11 protein-coding genes and 1 pseudogene are annotated in these 17,135 nt (G+C 69.4%); 8 read left to right on the top strand and 4 right to left on the bottom strand.

Translation table 11 applies throughout. The features are described from left to right. Positions 1-1,358 (top strand): pyruvate kinase (gene pyk / locus J5F18_RS17550; RefSeq protein WP_346299819.1); only part of this gene is annotated, 1,358 nt, incomplete at its 5' end. A gap of 75 nt (positions 1,359-1,433) precedes the next feature. On the opposite strand, the gene J5F18_RS17545 is transcribed toward pyk, so the two are convergent. From J5F18_RS17545 to J5F18_RS17530, 4 genes and pseudogenes are all read right to left on the bottom strand, one after another. Further along, positions 1,434-3,113, bottom strand: coding sequence for a glycerol-3-phosphate dehydrogenase/oxidase (locus J5F18_RS17545; protein ID WP_346299818.1), 1,680 nt, complete (start codon positions 3,111-3,113; stop codon positions 1,434-1,436). 115 nt (positions 3,114-3,228) lie between these two features. Further along, positions 3,229-4,734 (bottom strand): glycerol kinase GlpK, encoded by a 1,506-nt coding sequence (gene glpK / locus J5F18_RS17540; protein ID WP_346299817.1) that lies wholly within the window; start codon positions 4,732-4,734, stop codon positions 3,229-3,231. 60 nt (positions 4,735-4,794) lie between these two features. Next, positions 4,795-5,616 carry an MIP/aquaporin family protein gene (locus J5F18_RS17535; protein ID WP_346299816.1) on the bottom strand — a complete coding sequence of 274 codons (822 nt, stop codon included), beginning with the start codon at positions 5,614-5,616 and terminating at the stop codon, positions 4,795-4,797. Positions 5,617-6,051: 435 nt separating this feature from the next. Then, a pseudogene (locus J5F18_RS17530) lies at positions 6,052-6,585 on the bottom strand (DJ-1/PfpI family protein); the annotation flags it as partial. Between the two features lie 472 nt (positions 6,586-7,057). On the opposite strand from J5F18_RS17530, the gene J5F18_RS17525 reads away from it, so the two are divergent. The 7 genes from J5F18_RS17525 to J5F18_RS17495 form a co-directional block, all read left to right on the top strand. Continuing rightward, positions 7,058-8,707 carry a Glu/Leu/Phe/Val dehydrogenase dimerization domain-containing protein gene (locus J5F18_RS17525; RefSeq protein ID WP_346299815.1) on the top strand — a complete coding sequence of 550 codons (1,650 nt, stop codon included), beginning with the start codon at positions 7,058-7,060 and terminating at the stop codon, positions 8,705-8,707. A gap of 11 nt (positions 8,708-8,718) precedes the next feature. Then, positions 8,719-12,615 (top strand): response regulator, encoded by a 3,897-nt coding sequence (locus J5F18_RS17520; protein WP_346299814.1) that lies wholly within the window; start codon positions 8,719-8,721, stop codon positions 12,613-12,615. Positions 12,616-12,702: 87 nt separating this feature from the next. Beyond that, a complete protein-coding gene (locus tag J5F18_RS17515) occupies positions 12,703-13,953 on the top strand; it encodes an amino acid deaminase (RefSeq protein ID WP_346299813.1) in 1,251 nt (416 codons plus the stop codon). A gap of 97 nt (positions 13,954-14,050) precedes the next feature. Continuing rightward, complete coding sequence (locus J5F18_RS17510; RefSeq protein ID WP_346299812.1) at positions 14,051-14,782, top strand: GntR family transcriptional regulator; 732 nt, start codon at positions 14,051-14,053, stop codon at positions 14,780-14,782. A gap of 99 nt (positions 14,783-14,881) precedes the next feature. Further along, on the top strand, positions 14,882-15,688 hold the full coding sequence (gene modA, locus J5F18_RS17505; RefSeq protein WP_346299811.1) for a molybdate ABC transporter substrate-binding protein: 807 nt from the start codon (positions 14,882-14,884) through the stop codon (positions 15,686-15,688). Further along, complete coding sequence (gene modB, locus J5F18_RS17500; protein WP_346299810.1) at positions 15,688-16,356, top strand: molybdate ABC transporter permease subunit; 669 nt, start codon at positions 15,688-15,690, stop codon at positions 16,354-16,356. Before modA ends, modB begins: the two co-directional genes overlap by 1 nt. Beyond that, positions 16,349-17,135: ABC transporter ATP-binding protein (locus tag J5F18_RS17495; protein ID WP_346299809.1), on the top strand; the 787-nt coding region annotated here is incomplete at its 3' end. The genes modB and J5F18_RS17495, both read left to right, overlap by 8 nt.

Genomic DNA, 17,135 nt, shown 5'->3' with positions numbered 1-17,135 from the left:
CGGCCGGCGTCGACGTGGTGCGCCTCAACTTCTCCCATGGCTCGCCCGACGACCACCGCCAGCGCCTGACCCGGGTGCGCGAGATCGCCGACCGCCTGGGCCGAAGCGTCGCCGCCCTCGGCGACCTGCAGGGCCCCAAGATCCGCATCGCCCGCTTCGCCGAGGGTGCGGTGGAACTCGCCGAGGGCGCGCCCTTCGTGCTCGACATGGCGCTGGACGGCAACGCCGGCGACGAAACGCGGGTCGGCTGCGACTACCGCCAGCTGATCGACGACGTGGCCCCCGGCGACCGCCTGCTGCTCGACGACGGCCGGGTGGTGCTCGACGTCGTGGCGGTCAAGGGCCGCGAGATCCACACCCGCGTGGTGGTGGGCGGCAAGCTCTCCAACAACAAGGGCATCAACAAGCAGGGCGGCGGCCTCTCGGCCCCGGCGCTCACCGACAAGGACCGCGCCGACCTGACGACCGCCGTCGAGATCGGCGTCGACTACCTGGCGGTGTCGTTTCCGCGCAGCGCCGCCGACATGGCCGAGGCGCGGGCGCTGCTGGGCGAGGCGGGCAAGGAGATCGGCCTGGTGGCCAAGCTGGAGCGCGCCGAAGCCGTGGCCGACGCCGAGACCCTGGACGGCATCATCGCGGCCTCCGAGGCGGTGATGGTGGCCCGCGGCGATCTCGGCGTGGAGATCGGCGACGAGAAGCTGATCGGCATGCAGAAGCGCATCATCAAGCGCGCCCGCCAGCTCAACCGGGCGGTGATCACCGCCACCCAGATGATGGAGTCGATGATCGAATCGCCCCTGCCCACCCGGGCCGAGGTGTTCGACGTGGCCAACGCCGTGCTCGACGGCACCGACGCGGTGATGCTCTCCGCCGAGACCGCCGCCGGCGACTTCCCGGTGGAGACCATTGCGGCCATGGACCGGGTCTGTCTCGGTGCCGAGCGCGAGCGTATCGCCCAGGAATCCGGCCACCGCATCCACGAGGGCTTCACCCAGGTGGACGAGACCATCGCGCTCTCCGCCATGTACGCCGCCAACCACCTCGCGGGGGTGGCGGCCATCGCCTGCATGACCGCCACCGGCTACACGCCGCTGATCGCCTCGCGGATCCGCTCGGGGCTGCCGATCGTCGGCCTGGCCCACAATCCCATCGCCCAGCGGCGCCTGGCGCTCTATCGTGGAGTGGTTTCGCTGCCCTTCGACACCAGCGACATGGCGCCCACCGAGCTCAACGAACGGGCCTTGGCGCTGCTGGTGGAACAGGGCATCGCCGCCACCGGCGACCAGGTGATCCTGACCCGCGGCGATCACATGAACGCTCACGGCGGCACCAATACCCTGAAGATCCTGAAGGTGTGACGCCGCGCGCGACCCGCGTCACGGCGCCGGCAGGCCCCGAGGGGCCTGTGCTTCCGGCCTGAACCGAAGGGGAGGTCACCACTTCAGCGCTTCGGAGTGCGCCGGATTGTCGGCCGCGGCCACGGGGCTCAGCGCCTCGGGCGTCTGGTCGGGCGCGTCGGCGAAGTACTCATCGTAGCGCGCCTGGGCCTGGTCGCCGAACAGGATCTCGCAGGCTTCCAGCAGGCCGGGGGAGTGGCGAATCTGCTCGTTGGTGACCACCAGGGAGATCTTCGCGCGACGCCGCAGGAAGTCCTCGAGCCGGGTGATCATCTCGCGGCGCTGGGCCTGGCGCAGCTCGCAGCGGATGTATTCGGTGCCCTCGATCAGCAGCTCGCCCTGGCGCGGGTCCTCCCGGATCTCCTCGAGCATGTCCAGGGCGTGGGTCCCGTAGCGCCGCCACAGACGCGTCGTCAGCGGCTCGGACGCCTCCGGCGAGGTCATGGCGTCCAGGTCCATCAGCCGCGCCTGGTGCAGGAACTCCTGCCTGACCGACTCGGGGGGTTCACCGTACCAGCGATAGTCCGGATAGGGCACCGCCACCCCCAGCCGCTTCACCTCGGCGACGATCTCCTCGCCCACGTTCAGGCAGTCGGTCAGCTTGCCGCCGAAGATGCTGATATGGGCCTCGGCCTCGGCGGTGTCGATGGCGTGCTTGCGCGAGAGCTGCAGGAAGTCACGGTCGCCGCCGGCGCTGGCCTTGACCGCCAGCGGGCGCACGCCGCAGCGGGTGGCGATGATGTCCTCCCGGCCCAGCGGCTTGGCCAGGTTGAGGCGCTTGTTGATGTTGTCGAGCACGAAGGCGATGTCCTCGTCGGTGACATGCACCTCGGGGCTCTCCATGCGCGTATCGGTGGTCCCGATGCAGGTGCGCTGCCCCATGGGAATGACGAAGAACAGCCGGCCGTCATCGGCGAAGAAGGCCAGCACGCGCTGGCTGTCGGTGAGCCGCGGCACGATCAGGTGAATGCCCTTGGAGTAGGCGTGGTGGTGCTGGGTCTGCTGCTCGGTCAGCGCATTGTGCTGGTCGACCCAGGGGCCGGCGGCGTTGATCAGCACCTTGGCGCGGATCTCGAAGTCGTCGCCGTCCATGACGTTGCGCGCCCGGGTGACCCAGGTGCCGTTCTCGCGGCGCGCGCCCAGCGACTCCACGTAGTTGGCCGCAACGGCGCCATAGTTGAGGGCGGTGCGCACGAAATTGAAGACGAAGCGCGCGTCATTGTCATGCAGGTAGGCATCGGAGTACTCGAAGCCGCCTACGGCCTCGCGGGTATCGATGATCGCCTCCCTGTCCCGGATGGCGGCGGGGGTCAGGAATCGTGGCAGCCTTGTCGCGGCGTTGCCCATCAACCAGTAGAGCCAGGTGCCCGCCCAGAGGTAGCGGGGGTGGTAGCGAAAACCCCGGGTAATGGTGGTCAGGAAGCGGATCTCCTGCACCGTGGAGGGGTAGCTCTTGATCAGGTGGTTGCGGCTCTTGCACAGCTTGCGGACCAGGGCAAAGTCATAGCTCTCCATGTACTTGATGCCGCCCCAGACCAGGTTGGAGGAGTGCATGCTGGTGCTGCCGGCGAAGTCGCCGCGATCGATCAGCGCCACCTTGACGCCCTTGCCGGCCAGGGCCGCGGCCGCGGAGGCGCCATTGATGCCGCCGCCGATGACCAGCACGTCGAAGGTCTCGCTGGCCAGCTTGTCGATATTGCTGTTGCGCAGTTGCATAAAGAGGTCCAGTCAAAGAAGGGGCAGGTCGGCAGGTTTGGCCTGCCGGGGAGCCGGCCAGGCCCGGGGCTGTCGGCCCCGACGGCCTGGCTCGGCGTGGCGAGCGCCGGGGCGGTTAGTCCACGTCCTCCTGCTCCCAGTGCATGGTGCGCCGGACGGCCTTCTTCCAGCCCTTGTAGCTGCGCTCACGCCGCTCGGCGTCCATCTGCGGCGCGAAGGTGCGCTCCAGCTGGCCCTTGTGGGCCACCTCATCCTTGGTCCACAGGCCCACGGCGATGCCGGCCAGGTATGCCGCCCCCAAGGCGGTGGTCTCGGTGAGCCTGGGGCGGTCCACGTTGACCCCGAGCATGTCGGCCTGGAACTGCATCATGACGTTGTTGGCCACGGCGCCGCCGTCCACCCGCAGGGACTTCAGGGTGATGCCGGAGTCGGACTGCATGGCGTCGATCACGTCGCGGGTCTGGTAGGCCAGGGAGTCCAGGGTGGCGCGGGTGATGTGCTCCTTGCGCGTGCCCCGGGTCAGGCCGAAGATCGCCCCGCGCGCGTACATGTCCCAGTAGGGCGCCCCCAGGCCGGCGAAGGCCGGGACCACGTAGACCCCGCCGGCGTCCTCCACCTTGCCGGCGTAGTACTCCGAGTCCTCGGCCGAATCGATCAGCTTGAGCTCGTCACGCAGCCACTGGACGGCCGCGCCGGCGATGAAGATGGCGCCCTCCAGGGCGTATTCCACCTTGCCGTCCAGCCCCCAGGCGATGGTGGTGAGCAGGCCGGACTGCGACGGCACGGGGGTCTCGCCGGTGTTCATCAGCAGGAAACAGCCGGTGCCGTAGGTGTTCTTGACCATCCCCTTCTCGAAGCAGGCCTGACCGAAGAGGGCCGCCTGCTGGTCACCGGCGATGCCGGCGATGGGAACTCGAGCGCCGCCGAACATTTCGGCGCCGGTGGTGCCGTAGACCTCGCTGGAGGGCCGGACCTCGGGCAGCATGGCGGCCGGGATGCCCAGCTCATCGAGCATGCGCTGGTCCCACTCCAGGGTGCGGATGTTGTAGAGCAGGGTGCGCGAGGCGTTGCTGACATCCGTCACATGGCGCTCGCCGCGGGTCAGGTTCCACACCAGCCAGGTGTCCATGGTGCCGAACAGCAGATCGCCTCGCTCGGCCCGCTCCCGTGCGCCCTCGACGTTGTCCAGGATCCAGCGGATCTTGGTGCCCGAGAAGTAGGCGTCGGCCACCAGGCCGGTGGTCTCGCGAATGTACTCCTCCAGGCCGCGGGCCTTGAGGTCGTCGCACAGGGCCGCGGTGCGGCGATCCTGCCAGACGATGGCGTTATGGACGGGCTTGCCGGTATGGCGGTCCCAGACCACCGTGGTCTCGCGCTGATTGGTGATGCCGATGGCCGCCACTTCGGAGGGCTTGATGCCCTGGGTCTCCAGGACTTCACGGGCCACCCCCATCTGGCTGCCCCAGATCTCCATGGCATCGTGCTCGACCCAGCCGGGGGTGGGGTAGTGCTGTCGGAACTCCTTCTGGGCAATGCCCACGATCTGGGCGTCGCGATCGAAGAGAATGGCGCGGCAGCTGGTGGTGCCTTGATCGAACGACAGGATGTATTGTTTTTCCATGGGATGTCTCCTCGTGTTCTTGGGTTGTTGCGGCTGGTTGTAATGTCGTGACAGCCGTTATCACTCGTGGTCAGGTGCCGAATGCCGGCTGGACCAGCGTTTCTCGACGACGAAATCGACGGAGAGGCACGCCAGGATCACCGCCAGGGCGACCATCATCGCCGGGGTGCTGCCGTCGATGAACACATGGCGGTAGAAGAGGGCGCCGGCAACCCCGCCGACCAACGGCCCGACGACGGGGATCCAGGCATACTTCCAGTTTGACCCCCCCTTGCCGGCGATGGGCAGAAGGAAATGCGCCAGGCGAGGCCCCAGGTCGCGGGCCGGGTTGATGGCGTAGCCGGTGGTGCCGCCCAGCGACAGCCCGATGGCGAGGATGAACAGCCCGATGATCAGCGGGTTGAGCCCCTCGGTGAATTCATTGGCCCCGATGGCGAGTACCCCCAGCACCAGCACGAAGGTGCCGATGACCTCGCTCATCAGGTTGGAGGGGGTGTGGTCGATGGCCGGATCGGTGCAGAACACGGCCAGCTTGGCGCCCTGGCTCTCGGTTCTCTCCCAGTGGGGATAGTAGTGCAGCCAGACCACCACCGCGCCGAGAAAGGCGCCGATCAGCTGACCCAGCACGTAGACCGGCACCCTGGACCAGGGAAACTCGCCGATCACGGCGAGGCCGAGGGTCACGGCGGGATTGATATGCGCCCCGCTGATCCCCCCCACCGCATAGATGGCCATGGCCACCCCGAGGCCCCAGCCGAAGGTGATGACGATCCAGCCGCTCGCCTCGGCCTTGGAGTGTTTCAGGAGGACGCCGGCGACGACGCCGCCACCGAAGATGATGAGGATCATCGTGCCGAAGATCTCGCCCAGGAAAGGTGTCATGGGTGTTGCCTCTGTCTTGTCATTGTAGGGAGTGCTTGTGGTTCGTTATCGCACGTTAATGTCAGATATCGAACATGGCAATGCTCGATCGCTCCTCCTGGAGGGAAAAATTTTAGTCGATTGTTTTTTATCATTTTTATTGGATTATACTTTCGTATAAGGCCGGGCGTGGTGGCGTGGCGGCGTCGGAAATGAGCGTTTTCTCTCAAAAAGCGAGCGATAATGTTTGATATTGAACCTGGTGGGGGCGGGCCGCCGCCTGTGGCTCTTCGGTCTCGTGATAGGAAGGCAGGCGGCTGAGCATCTGGCTCGGGGGCGGGGCTGAACAGAAAAAGAGCGCCGACCAGCGGCGCTCATGCGGTGGGGAGGCCGGGGCGCTCCCGGGAGGCATTCAGAGGGTGATACGGGTACCCAGCACCTCCAGGAAAGCCGACAGGCCGGGTGGGCCGGCCAGGCCGGCGCCGTGACCAGATTGCCGTCGGACTCGGCGGCGTCGATGGCGATGTCGGCGTACTCGCCGCCGGCCAGTCGCACCTCCGGGGCGCAGGCCGGGTAGGCGGACACGCGCCGGCCCTCGATCACCTCCGCCCCGGCCAGCAGCTGGGCGCCGTGGCAGATGGCGGCGAGTGGCTTGTTCTCGCCCGCGAAGTGACGGACCAGGGCGATCACATCCGGGTCCAGGCGCAGGTACTCGGGGGAACGGCCACCGGCGATCACCAGGGCATCGTAGTCCGATGCCTTCACGTCCTTGAAGGTGGCGTTGAGGGTGAAGTCATGGCCTCGTTTCTCGGTGTAGGTCTGGTCGCCCTCGAAGTCATGGATGGCGGTCTTCACCTTCTCTCCCTTCTCCTTGCCGGGACAGACGGCGTCCACCCGGTGACCCACCATGAGCAGGGCCTGGAAGGGAACCATGACCTCGTAGTCTTCGGCGAAGTCGCCGACCAGCATCAGGATGCGTTTTGCAGCCATGGAGTTGTCTCCTCGTTGTCATTGTGGGGGCGTGATGCCCCCTGGCTTGGGTCGGTAGTGACCGCAGCGGGCTGGTCCGGGCCTGTTGGTGTCGCTGTCCGGGCGGTTCCAGGCGCGCTGCGAGGGAATGCTCGGAAATGATCTATTTCGGGCATCCAGGTGAAGATTGCGTGCATTTTGTTCATAATTCAACATATATGTCATCATGAATTCGAATTCGAATAGTTTCGGTCGGAGAGCTCCGCCAGCAACGGATCCCCGGCCGGCGGTCCCCGGAGAAGCCGCGGAGACCGGTTTCGCCTTGCCTGGCCGTTGAGCGTTGTATCGGTCACAGCCTTTCGAGGACGCGCCGAGAGGGCCCCGCTGACCTACGCTGTAGTCGTAGAGTAGCCTGTTTACGTTGAGCGGGCGTTGGTCGAGACACACCCCAGGATGCCCTGGCCAGGGTCGGCCTATCGCGAGGAGACCCAACATGCCCGAAGTGCCGATTCGCCTGCTGCTGATCGAGGACAATCCGCTGCACAGTCGCCTGGTCCAGCAGCTGCTCAAGGCCGACGCCCAGCTCCACTGTGAGGTGGAGGCGGTGGAACGCCTCGACCAGGGCCTGACTCGGCTCTCCCGGGGCAACGTGGACCTGGTCCTGCTCGACCTGGTGCTGCCCGACAGCCAGGAGCTGGAGACCCTGTGGCGGGTGCGGCTGGTGGCGCCCCAGGTGCCGGTGATCATTCTCACCGGCCTCGACGACGTCAAGCTGGCGGCCCGGGCGGTGGAGTCCGGCGCCTACGACTATCTGGTCAAGTCGCACCTCAAGGGCGCCTCCCTGGGCCGGGCGGTGCGCTATACCCTGGGACGGGCGCGGGCGCGGGGCGGGGAGTGGGACTCGCCGATGTTCCGCCTGGCCCAGCAGCAGTTCCTCAAGGCCTCCCAGTACATGAACCTGGACGACAACATCCGCCAGCGCCTGCTGTTCCCGCAGCGCGCCCAGATGGTCTCCTTTCCCTTCTTCCGCGACGATCGCCGCCAGGTAGAGACGGTGTTCGGCTACCGGGTCCAGCACGTGCTGACCATGGGCCCCACCAAGGGCGGCATCCGCTATCACCAGGAGGTGGACCTGGGCGAGGTGGCTGCGCTGGCCATGTGGATGACCTGGAAGTGCGCCCTGATGCGGCTGCCCTTCGGTGGCGCCAAGGGCGGCGTGCGGGTCGATCCCACCACCCTCAGCAAGTCGGAGCTGCAGCGCCTGACGCGGCGCTACACCACCGAGATCCTCGACATGATCGGTCCGGACAAGGACATCCCGGCCCCGGATCTGGGTACCGACGAGCAGGTCATGGCCTGGCTGATGGACACCTACAGCCAGCAGGTGGGCCATTCGGTGCCGGCGGTGGTCACCGGCAAGCCGGTGGTGCTGGGCGGCTCCCTGGGACGCCGCGAGGCTACCGGGCGCGGCCTGGTCTACCTGATCGAGGCCTCGGCGGAGCACCTGGGGCTAGACCTCTCGGGGGCCACCGCCGTGGTCCAGGGGTTCGGCAACGTGGGCAGCCATGCGGCGCGCTTCCTCGCCGAACGGGGCGTGCGCCTCGTCGGCGTGGGCGATGTCTCCACCGCCCTCTATCGCCGCGAGGGGCTGTCGATGGAGGCCCTGCAGGCCCATGTGGACCGCCACCGGATGCTGGCCGGCTACGCCGAGGCGGAGGAGATCGAACATGACGAGCTGCTCGAGCTGGACTGCGACATCCTGGTCCTGGCGGCATTGCAGAACCAGGTGACGGTGGAAAACGCCGGGCGGCTCGGCTGCCGACTGCTGGCCGAGGGGGCCAACGGGCCCACCATGCTGGAGGCCGACGAGATCCTGCATGAGCGGGGGGTCTTCGTGTTGCCCGACATCCTCGGCAACGCCGGCGGGGTCACCGTCTCCTACTTCGAATGGGTGCAGGGCATGCAGAACCTCACCTGGACCCTGGAGGAGATCAATGCCCGGCTCAAGGCGATCCTGCTCGATGCCTTCCAGCGCACCCTGAGCCGGGCTCGGCGCGAGCATCTCGACATGCGCACCGCGGCGCTGATCGAGGGGGTGGAGCGGGTCACCGAGGCCAAGCTGCTGCGCGGTCTCTTTCCGTAGGAGAGGCGTCGATGGCAGGGGAGGATATGCAGCATCCGCATAGCGACGCGGGACCCGAGGCCGGGTCGGACGGGTCGGCCGGCTTCCTGCGCCTGAACCAGGTCATCACCCGGGCCGCCAACGAGGCGCGCAGCGTCGACGAGGCGGTCCAGATCGCCCTGGACGAGGTCTGTGCGCACACCGGCTGGCCGGTGGGGCACGCCTGGTACCTGGGCGATGGCGGCCCGGAGGCTCTGGGCTCGACACGGCTCTGGCACCTCGCCGATGCCGAGGGCTTCGCCACCTTCCGGCGGATCACCGAGGAGAGTCGGGGCGGGTCGAGCATGGGGCTGCCCGAGCGAGTCCTGGCCAGTGGTGAACCCGCCTGGATCGAGGATGTCACCCAGGATCCCGGCTTTCTGCGTGCCCAGCAGGCCCGCGACATCGGGGTACGGGCCGGCGCCGCCTTCCCGGTCCTGGTGGGGCGGCGGGTCGTGGCGGTACTGGAGTTCTTTTCCGACCGGGTGCTCGAGCCCGATCCGGCGCTGCTCGAGGTGATGGCCCAGGTCGGGACGCAACTGGGGCGGGTCATGGAACGCGAGCGGGCCGAACGGGCACTGCGCGAGAGCCAGCGCCAGTTGGCCACGCTGATGGCCAACCTGCCCGGGATGGCCTATCGCTGCCTGAGCGACCCGGACTGGACCATGCAGTTCGTCAGCGAGGGCTGTCATGCCCTGACCGGCTATACTGCCGAGGAGATGAACCGCGGAGAGCCGAGCTTTGCCGAGCTGATCCATCCCGAGGATCGCGAGGCGGTGTGGCAGTCGGTCCAGGGGGCCATCGCGGCCCGCCAGCCCTTCCAGGGCGAGTATCGGCTACGCACCCGCGACGGCGGCGAGAAGTGGGTCTGGGAGCAGGGCTGCGGGGTCTTCGATGCCGATGGCGAGCTCGAGGCGCTGGAGGGGTTCATCACCGATATCAGCGAGCAGCGTCGGGCGCAGCGCGAGCTGGCCGCTCAGGCCGGGTTGATCCGCGAGGCCCAGGCGCGGGCCGAGGCGGCCCACCAGCAGCTGCTCGAGGCCCTGGAGGCGATCTCCGAGGGCTTCACCCTCTACGATGCCGACGACGTCCTGGTGGTGAGCAACGATCGCTTCCGTGACTATTCGGGGGTGCCCGAGATGGTGGTGCCGGGCATGCGCTTCGAGGAGCTGATCCGCACCGTCGTGGAACGCGGCATCATCAGCGTCGGCGAGCGCGACCCGGAGGAATGGATCGCCTGGCGCCTCGCCCAGCGCCGCAACCCGGGCCCCCCCTTCACGGTCTGCACCGGGAAGCACAAGCTGCGCATCAGCGAACGCCGCACCCGGGATGGCGGGGTGGCCGCCATCTATGCCGACATCACCGAGCTTGAGACCCAGCGAGAGAGCCTGGAGGTCCAGGTGCGTCTCACCGAGGAGGCCCAGGCCCGCGCCGAGGCGGCACGCCACCAGCTCACCGAGGCCCTGGAGTCCATTGCCGAGGGGTTCGCCCTGTTCGATGCCGATGACCGTCTGGTGCTCTACAACTCGCGTTTCAAGGAGCACTTCGTCACCCCCAGCGACCTGGTGACGCCGGGGATGCCCTTCGAGACGCTGCTGCGCACCGTGGTGGCGCGGGGCCGGGTCCCCCTGGAGCAGGAGTCCGGTGAAGCCTGGATTGCCGAGCGCCTCGCCCACCATTGCGATCCCCGGGGCCCCTACCAGTTCACCCGCAGCAACGGCGTCTGCGTGCAGGTCAGCGAGCATCGCACCCGGGACGGCGGTTATGTGGCCGTCTACTCGGACATCACCGAGCTGGAGCAGCATCGCCATCGCCTGGAGGAGAGGGTGGCCGAGCGCACCGCGGAGCTGCAGGCCACCACCGAGGAGCTGCGCCGCTCCCAGGCGGCGCTGCGGCTGGCCCGAGACGCGGCCGAGCGGGCGAGCCTGGCCAAGAGCGAGTTCCTGGCCAACATGAGCCACGAGATTCGCACCCCCATGAACGGGGTGATCGGTATCGCCGAGCTGCTCGAACGCACCGAGCTCACCGAGCAGCAGGGTGAGTACGTGGCGATCATCCAGAAGTCTGCCGATACCCTGTTGGACCTGATCAACGACATCCTCGACTTCTCCAAGATCGAGGCGGGGCGGCTCGAGCTCGAGTCGGTCAGCTTCCCGCTGCGCGATACCCTGGGCGATACCCTCCAGACCCTGGCGGTGCAGGCCGAGGAGAAGGGGCTGGAGCTGGCGGTGCATATCCCTCCCGAGATCCCCGACCGCCTGCTCGGCGATCCGGTGCGCCTGCGCCAGGTGGTGGTCAACCTGGTGGGGAATGCCATCAAGTTCACCGACAGCGGCGAGGTGGTGCTGGACCTGCGCCTCGTCGATCTCGATGAGCGGCGCGCACGGATTACCTTCGAGGTCCGCGACACCGGCATCGGGATCCCCGAGGCCCAGCTCCGGCGCATCTTCGAGGCCTTCGGTCAGGCGGACAGCTCCACGACCCGCTCCCATGGCGGCACCGGCCTGGGGCTCTCCATCTCCGCCCAACTGGTGGAGATGATGGGCGGGCGGGTCCAGGTCAGCAGTTCGGGCCAAGGCAGCTGCTTCACCTTCACCATCGACCTGGCGCTGGCCGGTGCCCGGGCGCCCTCGGAGCCTCCCCCCCATGGCCTCCAGGACCAGCCTGTGCTGGTGGTCGACGACAACCGCACCAATCGCCTGATCCTGGAGGAGATCCTGTTGAGCTGGGGGATGCGGCCCACGGTGGTCGCCGGCGGCGAGGAGGCCCTGGCGGCGGTGGACCAGGCGAAGGAGGCGCCCTTCCCGCTGGCGCTGCTCGACGTCATGATGCCGCGCCTGGACGGCTACCAGCTGGCCGAGGCGCTGCGCCGTCGCCCCGAGCTGGCCGAGATGAAGATCCTGATGCTCTCCTCCAGCATGCGTGCCGGCGATGCGGCGCTGCGGCAGCGTCTGGGCATTGCCCGGCAACTGCTCAAGCCGGTCAAGCAGTCCGAGCTGCTTAACGCGGTGGGTGAGGCCCTGGGGCTGGCCGCTCGGGAGGCCGCCCTGGGGGAGATCGGGCGGCAGCGGGAGTCGGCGGTGCGCCGAGTGCTGCTGGTGGAGGATGGGCTCACCAATCAGAAGGTGGCCATCGACCTGCTGACCCAGCGTGGCCACCGCGTCGAGCTGGCCGAAAATGGCGAGGAGGCCCTGGCGGCGGTCGCCCGGGAGGCCTTCGACGTGGTACTCATGGACATCCATATGCCGGTCATGGATGGCCTGGCCGCCACCCGGGAGATTCGCCGCCGGGAGGAGGGCATGGGTCGCCACCTGACCATCGTGGCCATGACCGCCAGCGCCACCCGCGAGGATCGCGAACGCTGCCTGGCCGCCGGCATGGATGACTATGTCACCAAGCCGTTCCGGGCCGCGGAGCTCTACCGGGCGGTGGAGGAGCCGCCCAGGGAGGCGACGGTGGCTGCCCGGGCAGCCGGGGTGGCAGGCGGCGAGACCGGGACGGAACAGGCTGGAAAGGGGGAGGCTGAAAAGGAGGAGGCTGGAAAGGGGGAGGCTCGGTTGGACTGGGAGGGCGCCCTGGCCAATCTGGAGGGCAATCGGGTGCTTCTGGGGGAGATGGTCGCGCTGTTCCTGAGCGAATCCCCGCGGCTGCTGGACGACATCGACGCGGCCATCGCCGCCGGGGAGGCCAAGGCCCTGCGTCGAGCGGCCCACACCCTCAAGGGGGCGGCCCTGGTGGTGGGCGCGCGGGAGCTGGGCAGCCAGGCCCTCGCGCTGGAGACGCTGGGCCGCGGCGGTGAGCTGGCGCAGGCGCCCGAGGCCGCCGCGCGGCTGCGGGAGCAGGCCAGGGCCCTGACGCCGCTGCTGGAGGCGCGGCGCGAGGCGGAGTGAACGAAGGTCGGTCCCGGCGCGGCGTCGACGTGGTGTCGTCGGCGAGCCCGGTGGCCAATCCATGGTACGGCCAGAACAGGAGCGGCGATGAGAGACTCGCGCGGTGCGTCAGCCTGGCGCAGTGACAAGGGGATGCCCGAGACGGGGGACGAGCTGTTGAGTGCGGTGAGCCTGCCGGCCGCCGTGGTCTTCGAGTCGCCTCTGACCCACAACCTGGCCTGGATGCAGGCGTTTGCCGAGGCCCATGAGGCGCGCCTGGCTCCCCACGGCAAGACCACCATGACCCCCGCGCTCTTCCATCGCCAGCTGGCGGCCGGCGCCTGGGGCATCACCCTGGCCACGGCCCCCCAGTGCCGGGCCGCCTTCGCCCACGGGGTGAGGCGCCTGCTGATGGCCAACCAGCTGGTGGGCGAGGCCAACATGGCGATCATCGCCGAGCTGCTGGAGGCGGGGGCCGACATCACCTGCGTGGTGGACAGCACCGAGAACGTGGCCCAGCTCGGTCGCTATTTCGGCACTCGGGAGCTGCGTCTCAAGGTGCTGATCGAGCTGGGGGTTCCCGGCGGGCGCTGCGGCTGTCGCGACCATGACGAGGTGATGGCCCTGGGCGAGCTGGTGGACAGCGACCCGGCCCTGGTGCTGGCGGGCCTGGAGGGCTACGAGGGGGTGGTGCATGGCCCCGATCCCGAGGCCGCCGTGCATGACTACGCCTGGCGGCTGGTGGAGGCGGCCCAGGCGCTGGATCACGATGGCCTGATCGAGCTGCGCGAGCCCTTGATCACCGCCTCGGGATCGACCTGGTACGATCTGATCGCCCAGGTGTTCCGGGAGGCGCACCTGGGGCCCCACTTCGTGCCGGTGCTGCGCCCCGGCTGCTATGTGGTGCACGACCACGGCCTCTACCGGGAGGCCCAGCGCGGCGTGCTCGGGCGCCGCCCCGAGCTGGAGCGGGGGCTCGAACCGGCGCTTGAGGTCTTCGCCCAGGTGCAGTCGCTGCCCGAGCCCGGCCTGGCCATCGTCGCCATGGGGCGTCGCGACGTGGGCGGCGACCGCCCCCCCGAACCCCTGCGCCGCTACCGGGAGGGCGGCTCCCCGCAGCGGCCGCTCTCCGTGGCGGGCTGGGAGGTGGTGAAGCTGATGGATCAGCATGCCTTCCTGCGCCTGCCTCGCGAGGAGGAAGGCGACGACGGCGAGCCGGTCATCCGCAACGGGGTGCGCATCGGCGATATCATCGCCTTCGGCGTCTCCCACCCCTGCCTGACCTTCGACAAGTGGCGCCAGGTCCTGCTGGTGGACGACCGCCTGCGGGTGGTGGCGACCATGCCGACCCTGTTCTGAACGGTCCTTGTATACATTGTGATGCCGTGACTGTGGTCAGTCGTCCCGAAAAGTGCGATGGTGCCCACAGGTATCATCGGTGAAGGGTAGGGGCCTTATGAGCAAGACCTGGAGAGCCGACGTCGAGGCCGCCCTGCGGGCCGGCGAGCGGATCAGCGATCGGCATATCGTCGAACAGGTGCGCCAGGCGGTGTTGACCCAGCGTCTGCCGCCGGGCACCCGCCTGCCCGAAGTGGCGCTGGGCGAGATCTTCGGCGTCAGCCGCTCGGTGGTGCGCCGCGCCCTGACGCGGCTGGCCGCCGACCACGTGGTGGACCAGCGCCCCAACCAGGTCTCCCGGGTGCGGGCGCCCAGCGTGGAGGAGACCCGCGAGACCTTCGACGCTCGCCGCCTGGTGGAAGGGGAGGTGGCGGCCCTGCTGGCCGGCCGTCTCTTTCCGGAGGCCCTGGCGGGGCTGCAGGCGGAGGCCGAAGCGGAGGCCGCGGCCCACGGCCGAGGCGACGAGCCGGCGCGCATCGCCCACTCCCTGGCCATCCACCACCGCCTCGCCGAGCTCTCCCCCAACCGGGTGCTGGGCGCCATGCTCACCGACCTGGTGCTGCGTACCTCCATCGTCATCGCCCTCTACAAGCGCGCCTCGCTGGCTTCCTGCTACCTGGACGGGGATCATCCGCGCCTGCTCGACGCCCTGCGCGGCGGCGATGCCGAGGGGGCCCGCCGCGCCGTGGTCCGGCACCTGGAGAGCCTCGAGGCGCTGCTCGACCTGGGGCCCCGCGACGGCGGCACCGACCTCAAGGCGATCTTCGGCGCTGCCTCCGTCGACGCTTGACCCCGGTCAGCCCCGCTGGCCGGGGTGGGTCGCGCCGCCTTGTGGTGGCACCGGGCCCTGGCCGACAATGCGCGCATCACGAACCCGGCGGAGACTCCCATGCGCTCACGATGCTTGGCCTGGCTGCTCGGCCTGGCGCTGTTCTTTCCCGCGGCCCTGCTCAAGGCCGAGGTGCCCACCGTGGCCGCGGCCTCGGACCTGCAGTTCGCCCTCACCGAGGCCGCCGAGCGCTTTCGCACCGAGACGGGCCGGGAGCTGCGGCTCAACTTCGGCTCCTCGGGGAATTTCCGTCGCCAGATTGGCCAGGGAGCCCCCTTCGAGCTCTACCTCTCCGCCGACGAGGCCTATGTGCTGGCGCTCCACGCGGAGGGGCGCACCGAGGATGAGGGGGTGGTCTACGCCATCGGCCGGCTGGTCTGGCTGCAGCGGCCCGGGCGCGACGACCTGCCGGGCGAGGCGGACCCCCTGGCCGGGGTGCGCGAGGCAATTTCGGCCCACGGCGCGGGGCAGGGCCGGCCGCGCCTGGCCCTCGCCAACCCCGAGCACGCCCCCTACGGGGTGGCCGCCCGGGAGGTGCTGGAGCAGGCCGGGCTGTGGGAGGCAACGGCGCCGCTGCGCGTGCTGGGCGAGAACGTCTCCCAGGCTGCCCAGTTCGCGCTGACCAGCGACGCCCGCGGCGGCCTGGTGGCCTGGTCCCTGGCGCTGGCCCCCCAGCTTGCCGAGCGTAGCGACCACGTGCTGATCCCCGAGGCCTGGCATGCGCCCCTGGTGCAGCGCATGGTGCTGGTCAAGGGCGCCGGCGAGACCGCCCGCGCCTTCTACGCCTGGCTGCAGGAGGAGGCGGCGCGGGGGATCCTGGCCGGCTATGGTTTCCGCCTGCCCGACGCCGGCGACACGAGTCCCTGATGGACTGGACGGCGCTCTCGGTCTCGCTGCGCCTGGCCGCCTTCACCTGCCTGCTGCTGCTGCCGGTGGGACTCTGGCTGGGGCGCACCCTGGCCACCGCCCGCTTTCGCGCCAAGCCGCTGTGCGAGGCGCTGATCGCCCTGCCGCTGGTGATGCCGCCCACGGTGCTGGGTTTCTACCTGATGCAGGCCTTCGGCGTCGAGGCGCCCTTCGGCGGGCTCTGGTCCCGGCTCTTCGGCTCGGGGCTCAACTTCACCTTCACCGGCATCCTGCTCGCCTCCCTGGTGGCCAACCTGCCCTTCGCGGTGCAACCGATCCAGCGTGCCTTCGAGACGGTGCCGCCCAACCTGCGCGAGGCGGCCTGGTGCAGCGGGCTCTCCCCCTGGCAGACCCTACTGCGCATCGAGCTGCCGCTGGTCTGGCCGGGGATCGTCTCCGCCCTGGCGCTCACCTTCGCCCACACCCTCGGCGAATTCGGCGTGATCCTGATGGTGGGCGGCGCCATCGACGGCGAGACCCGCACCCTGGCGATCGCCATCTACGACCGGGTGCAGGCCTTCGACGAGGCCGGGGCCGGCATCATGTCGGCGATGCTGCTGCTGGTCTCCTTCCTCACCATCGGCGTGGTCTACGGCCTGGCGGGTCGACGGAGGTGGCGACATGCCTGAGGGGAACGAGGCGCTCTCGGTCGGCGTCCAGCAGCCGGGTCCCATTCCCCTGGCCGCCGACTTCCACTGCGACGCCGGCGAGCTGCTCGCCCTGGTGGGTCCCTCCGGCAGCGGCAAGACCACCCTGCTGCGCGCCATCGCCGGGCTCTACCGCCCCGCGGCCGGGCGCATCGCCTGCGCCGGCGAGACCTGGTTCGAGGGGGGGCGCCGCCTCTCCCTGCCGCCCCAGCGGCGCCGGGTGGGGCTGGTGTTCCAGGACTATGCGCTCTTTCCCCACCTCACCGCCCTGGGCAATGTGATGGTGGCGCTGGACCACCTGCCGCCCCGGGAGCGCCGCCGGGAGGCCGGCGCCTGGCTGTCGCGGGTCCATCTCGCCGGGCTCGAGGCGCGCCACCCGGGGCGGCTCTCCGGCGGCCAGCGCCAGCGGGTGGCCCTGGCCCGGGCCCTGGCGCGACGCCCCCGGGTGCTGCTGCTCGACGAGCCCTTCTCGGCGGTGGACCAGGTGACCCGGCGCCGCCTGCAGCGCGAGCTGGCCATGCTGCGCGAGGAGATCCGCATCCCCATCGTGCTGGTGACCCACGACCTGGACGAGGCCGCGGCCCTGGCCGACCGGCTCTGTGTGCTGCACGGCGGGCGCAGCCTGCAGGCGGGCCCGCCGGAGGCGCTGTTTCGCCGGCCGGTCTCGGCGGAGGTGGCCCGGGTGCTGGATCGCCATAACCTCTTCGAGGGCGAGGTGGTGGCGCAGGGCGGCGAGCGCCGCCTGGCTTGGGGCCCCTGGC

Source organism: Halomonas sp. BM-2019, from assembly GCF_017584085.1.
Note: the sequence above shows the minus strand (reverse complement) of the source record. Positions and strands in the feature narration are given on the sequence as shown.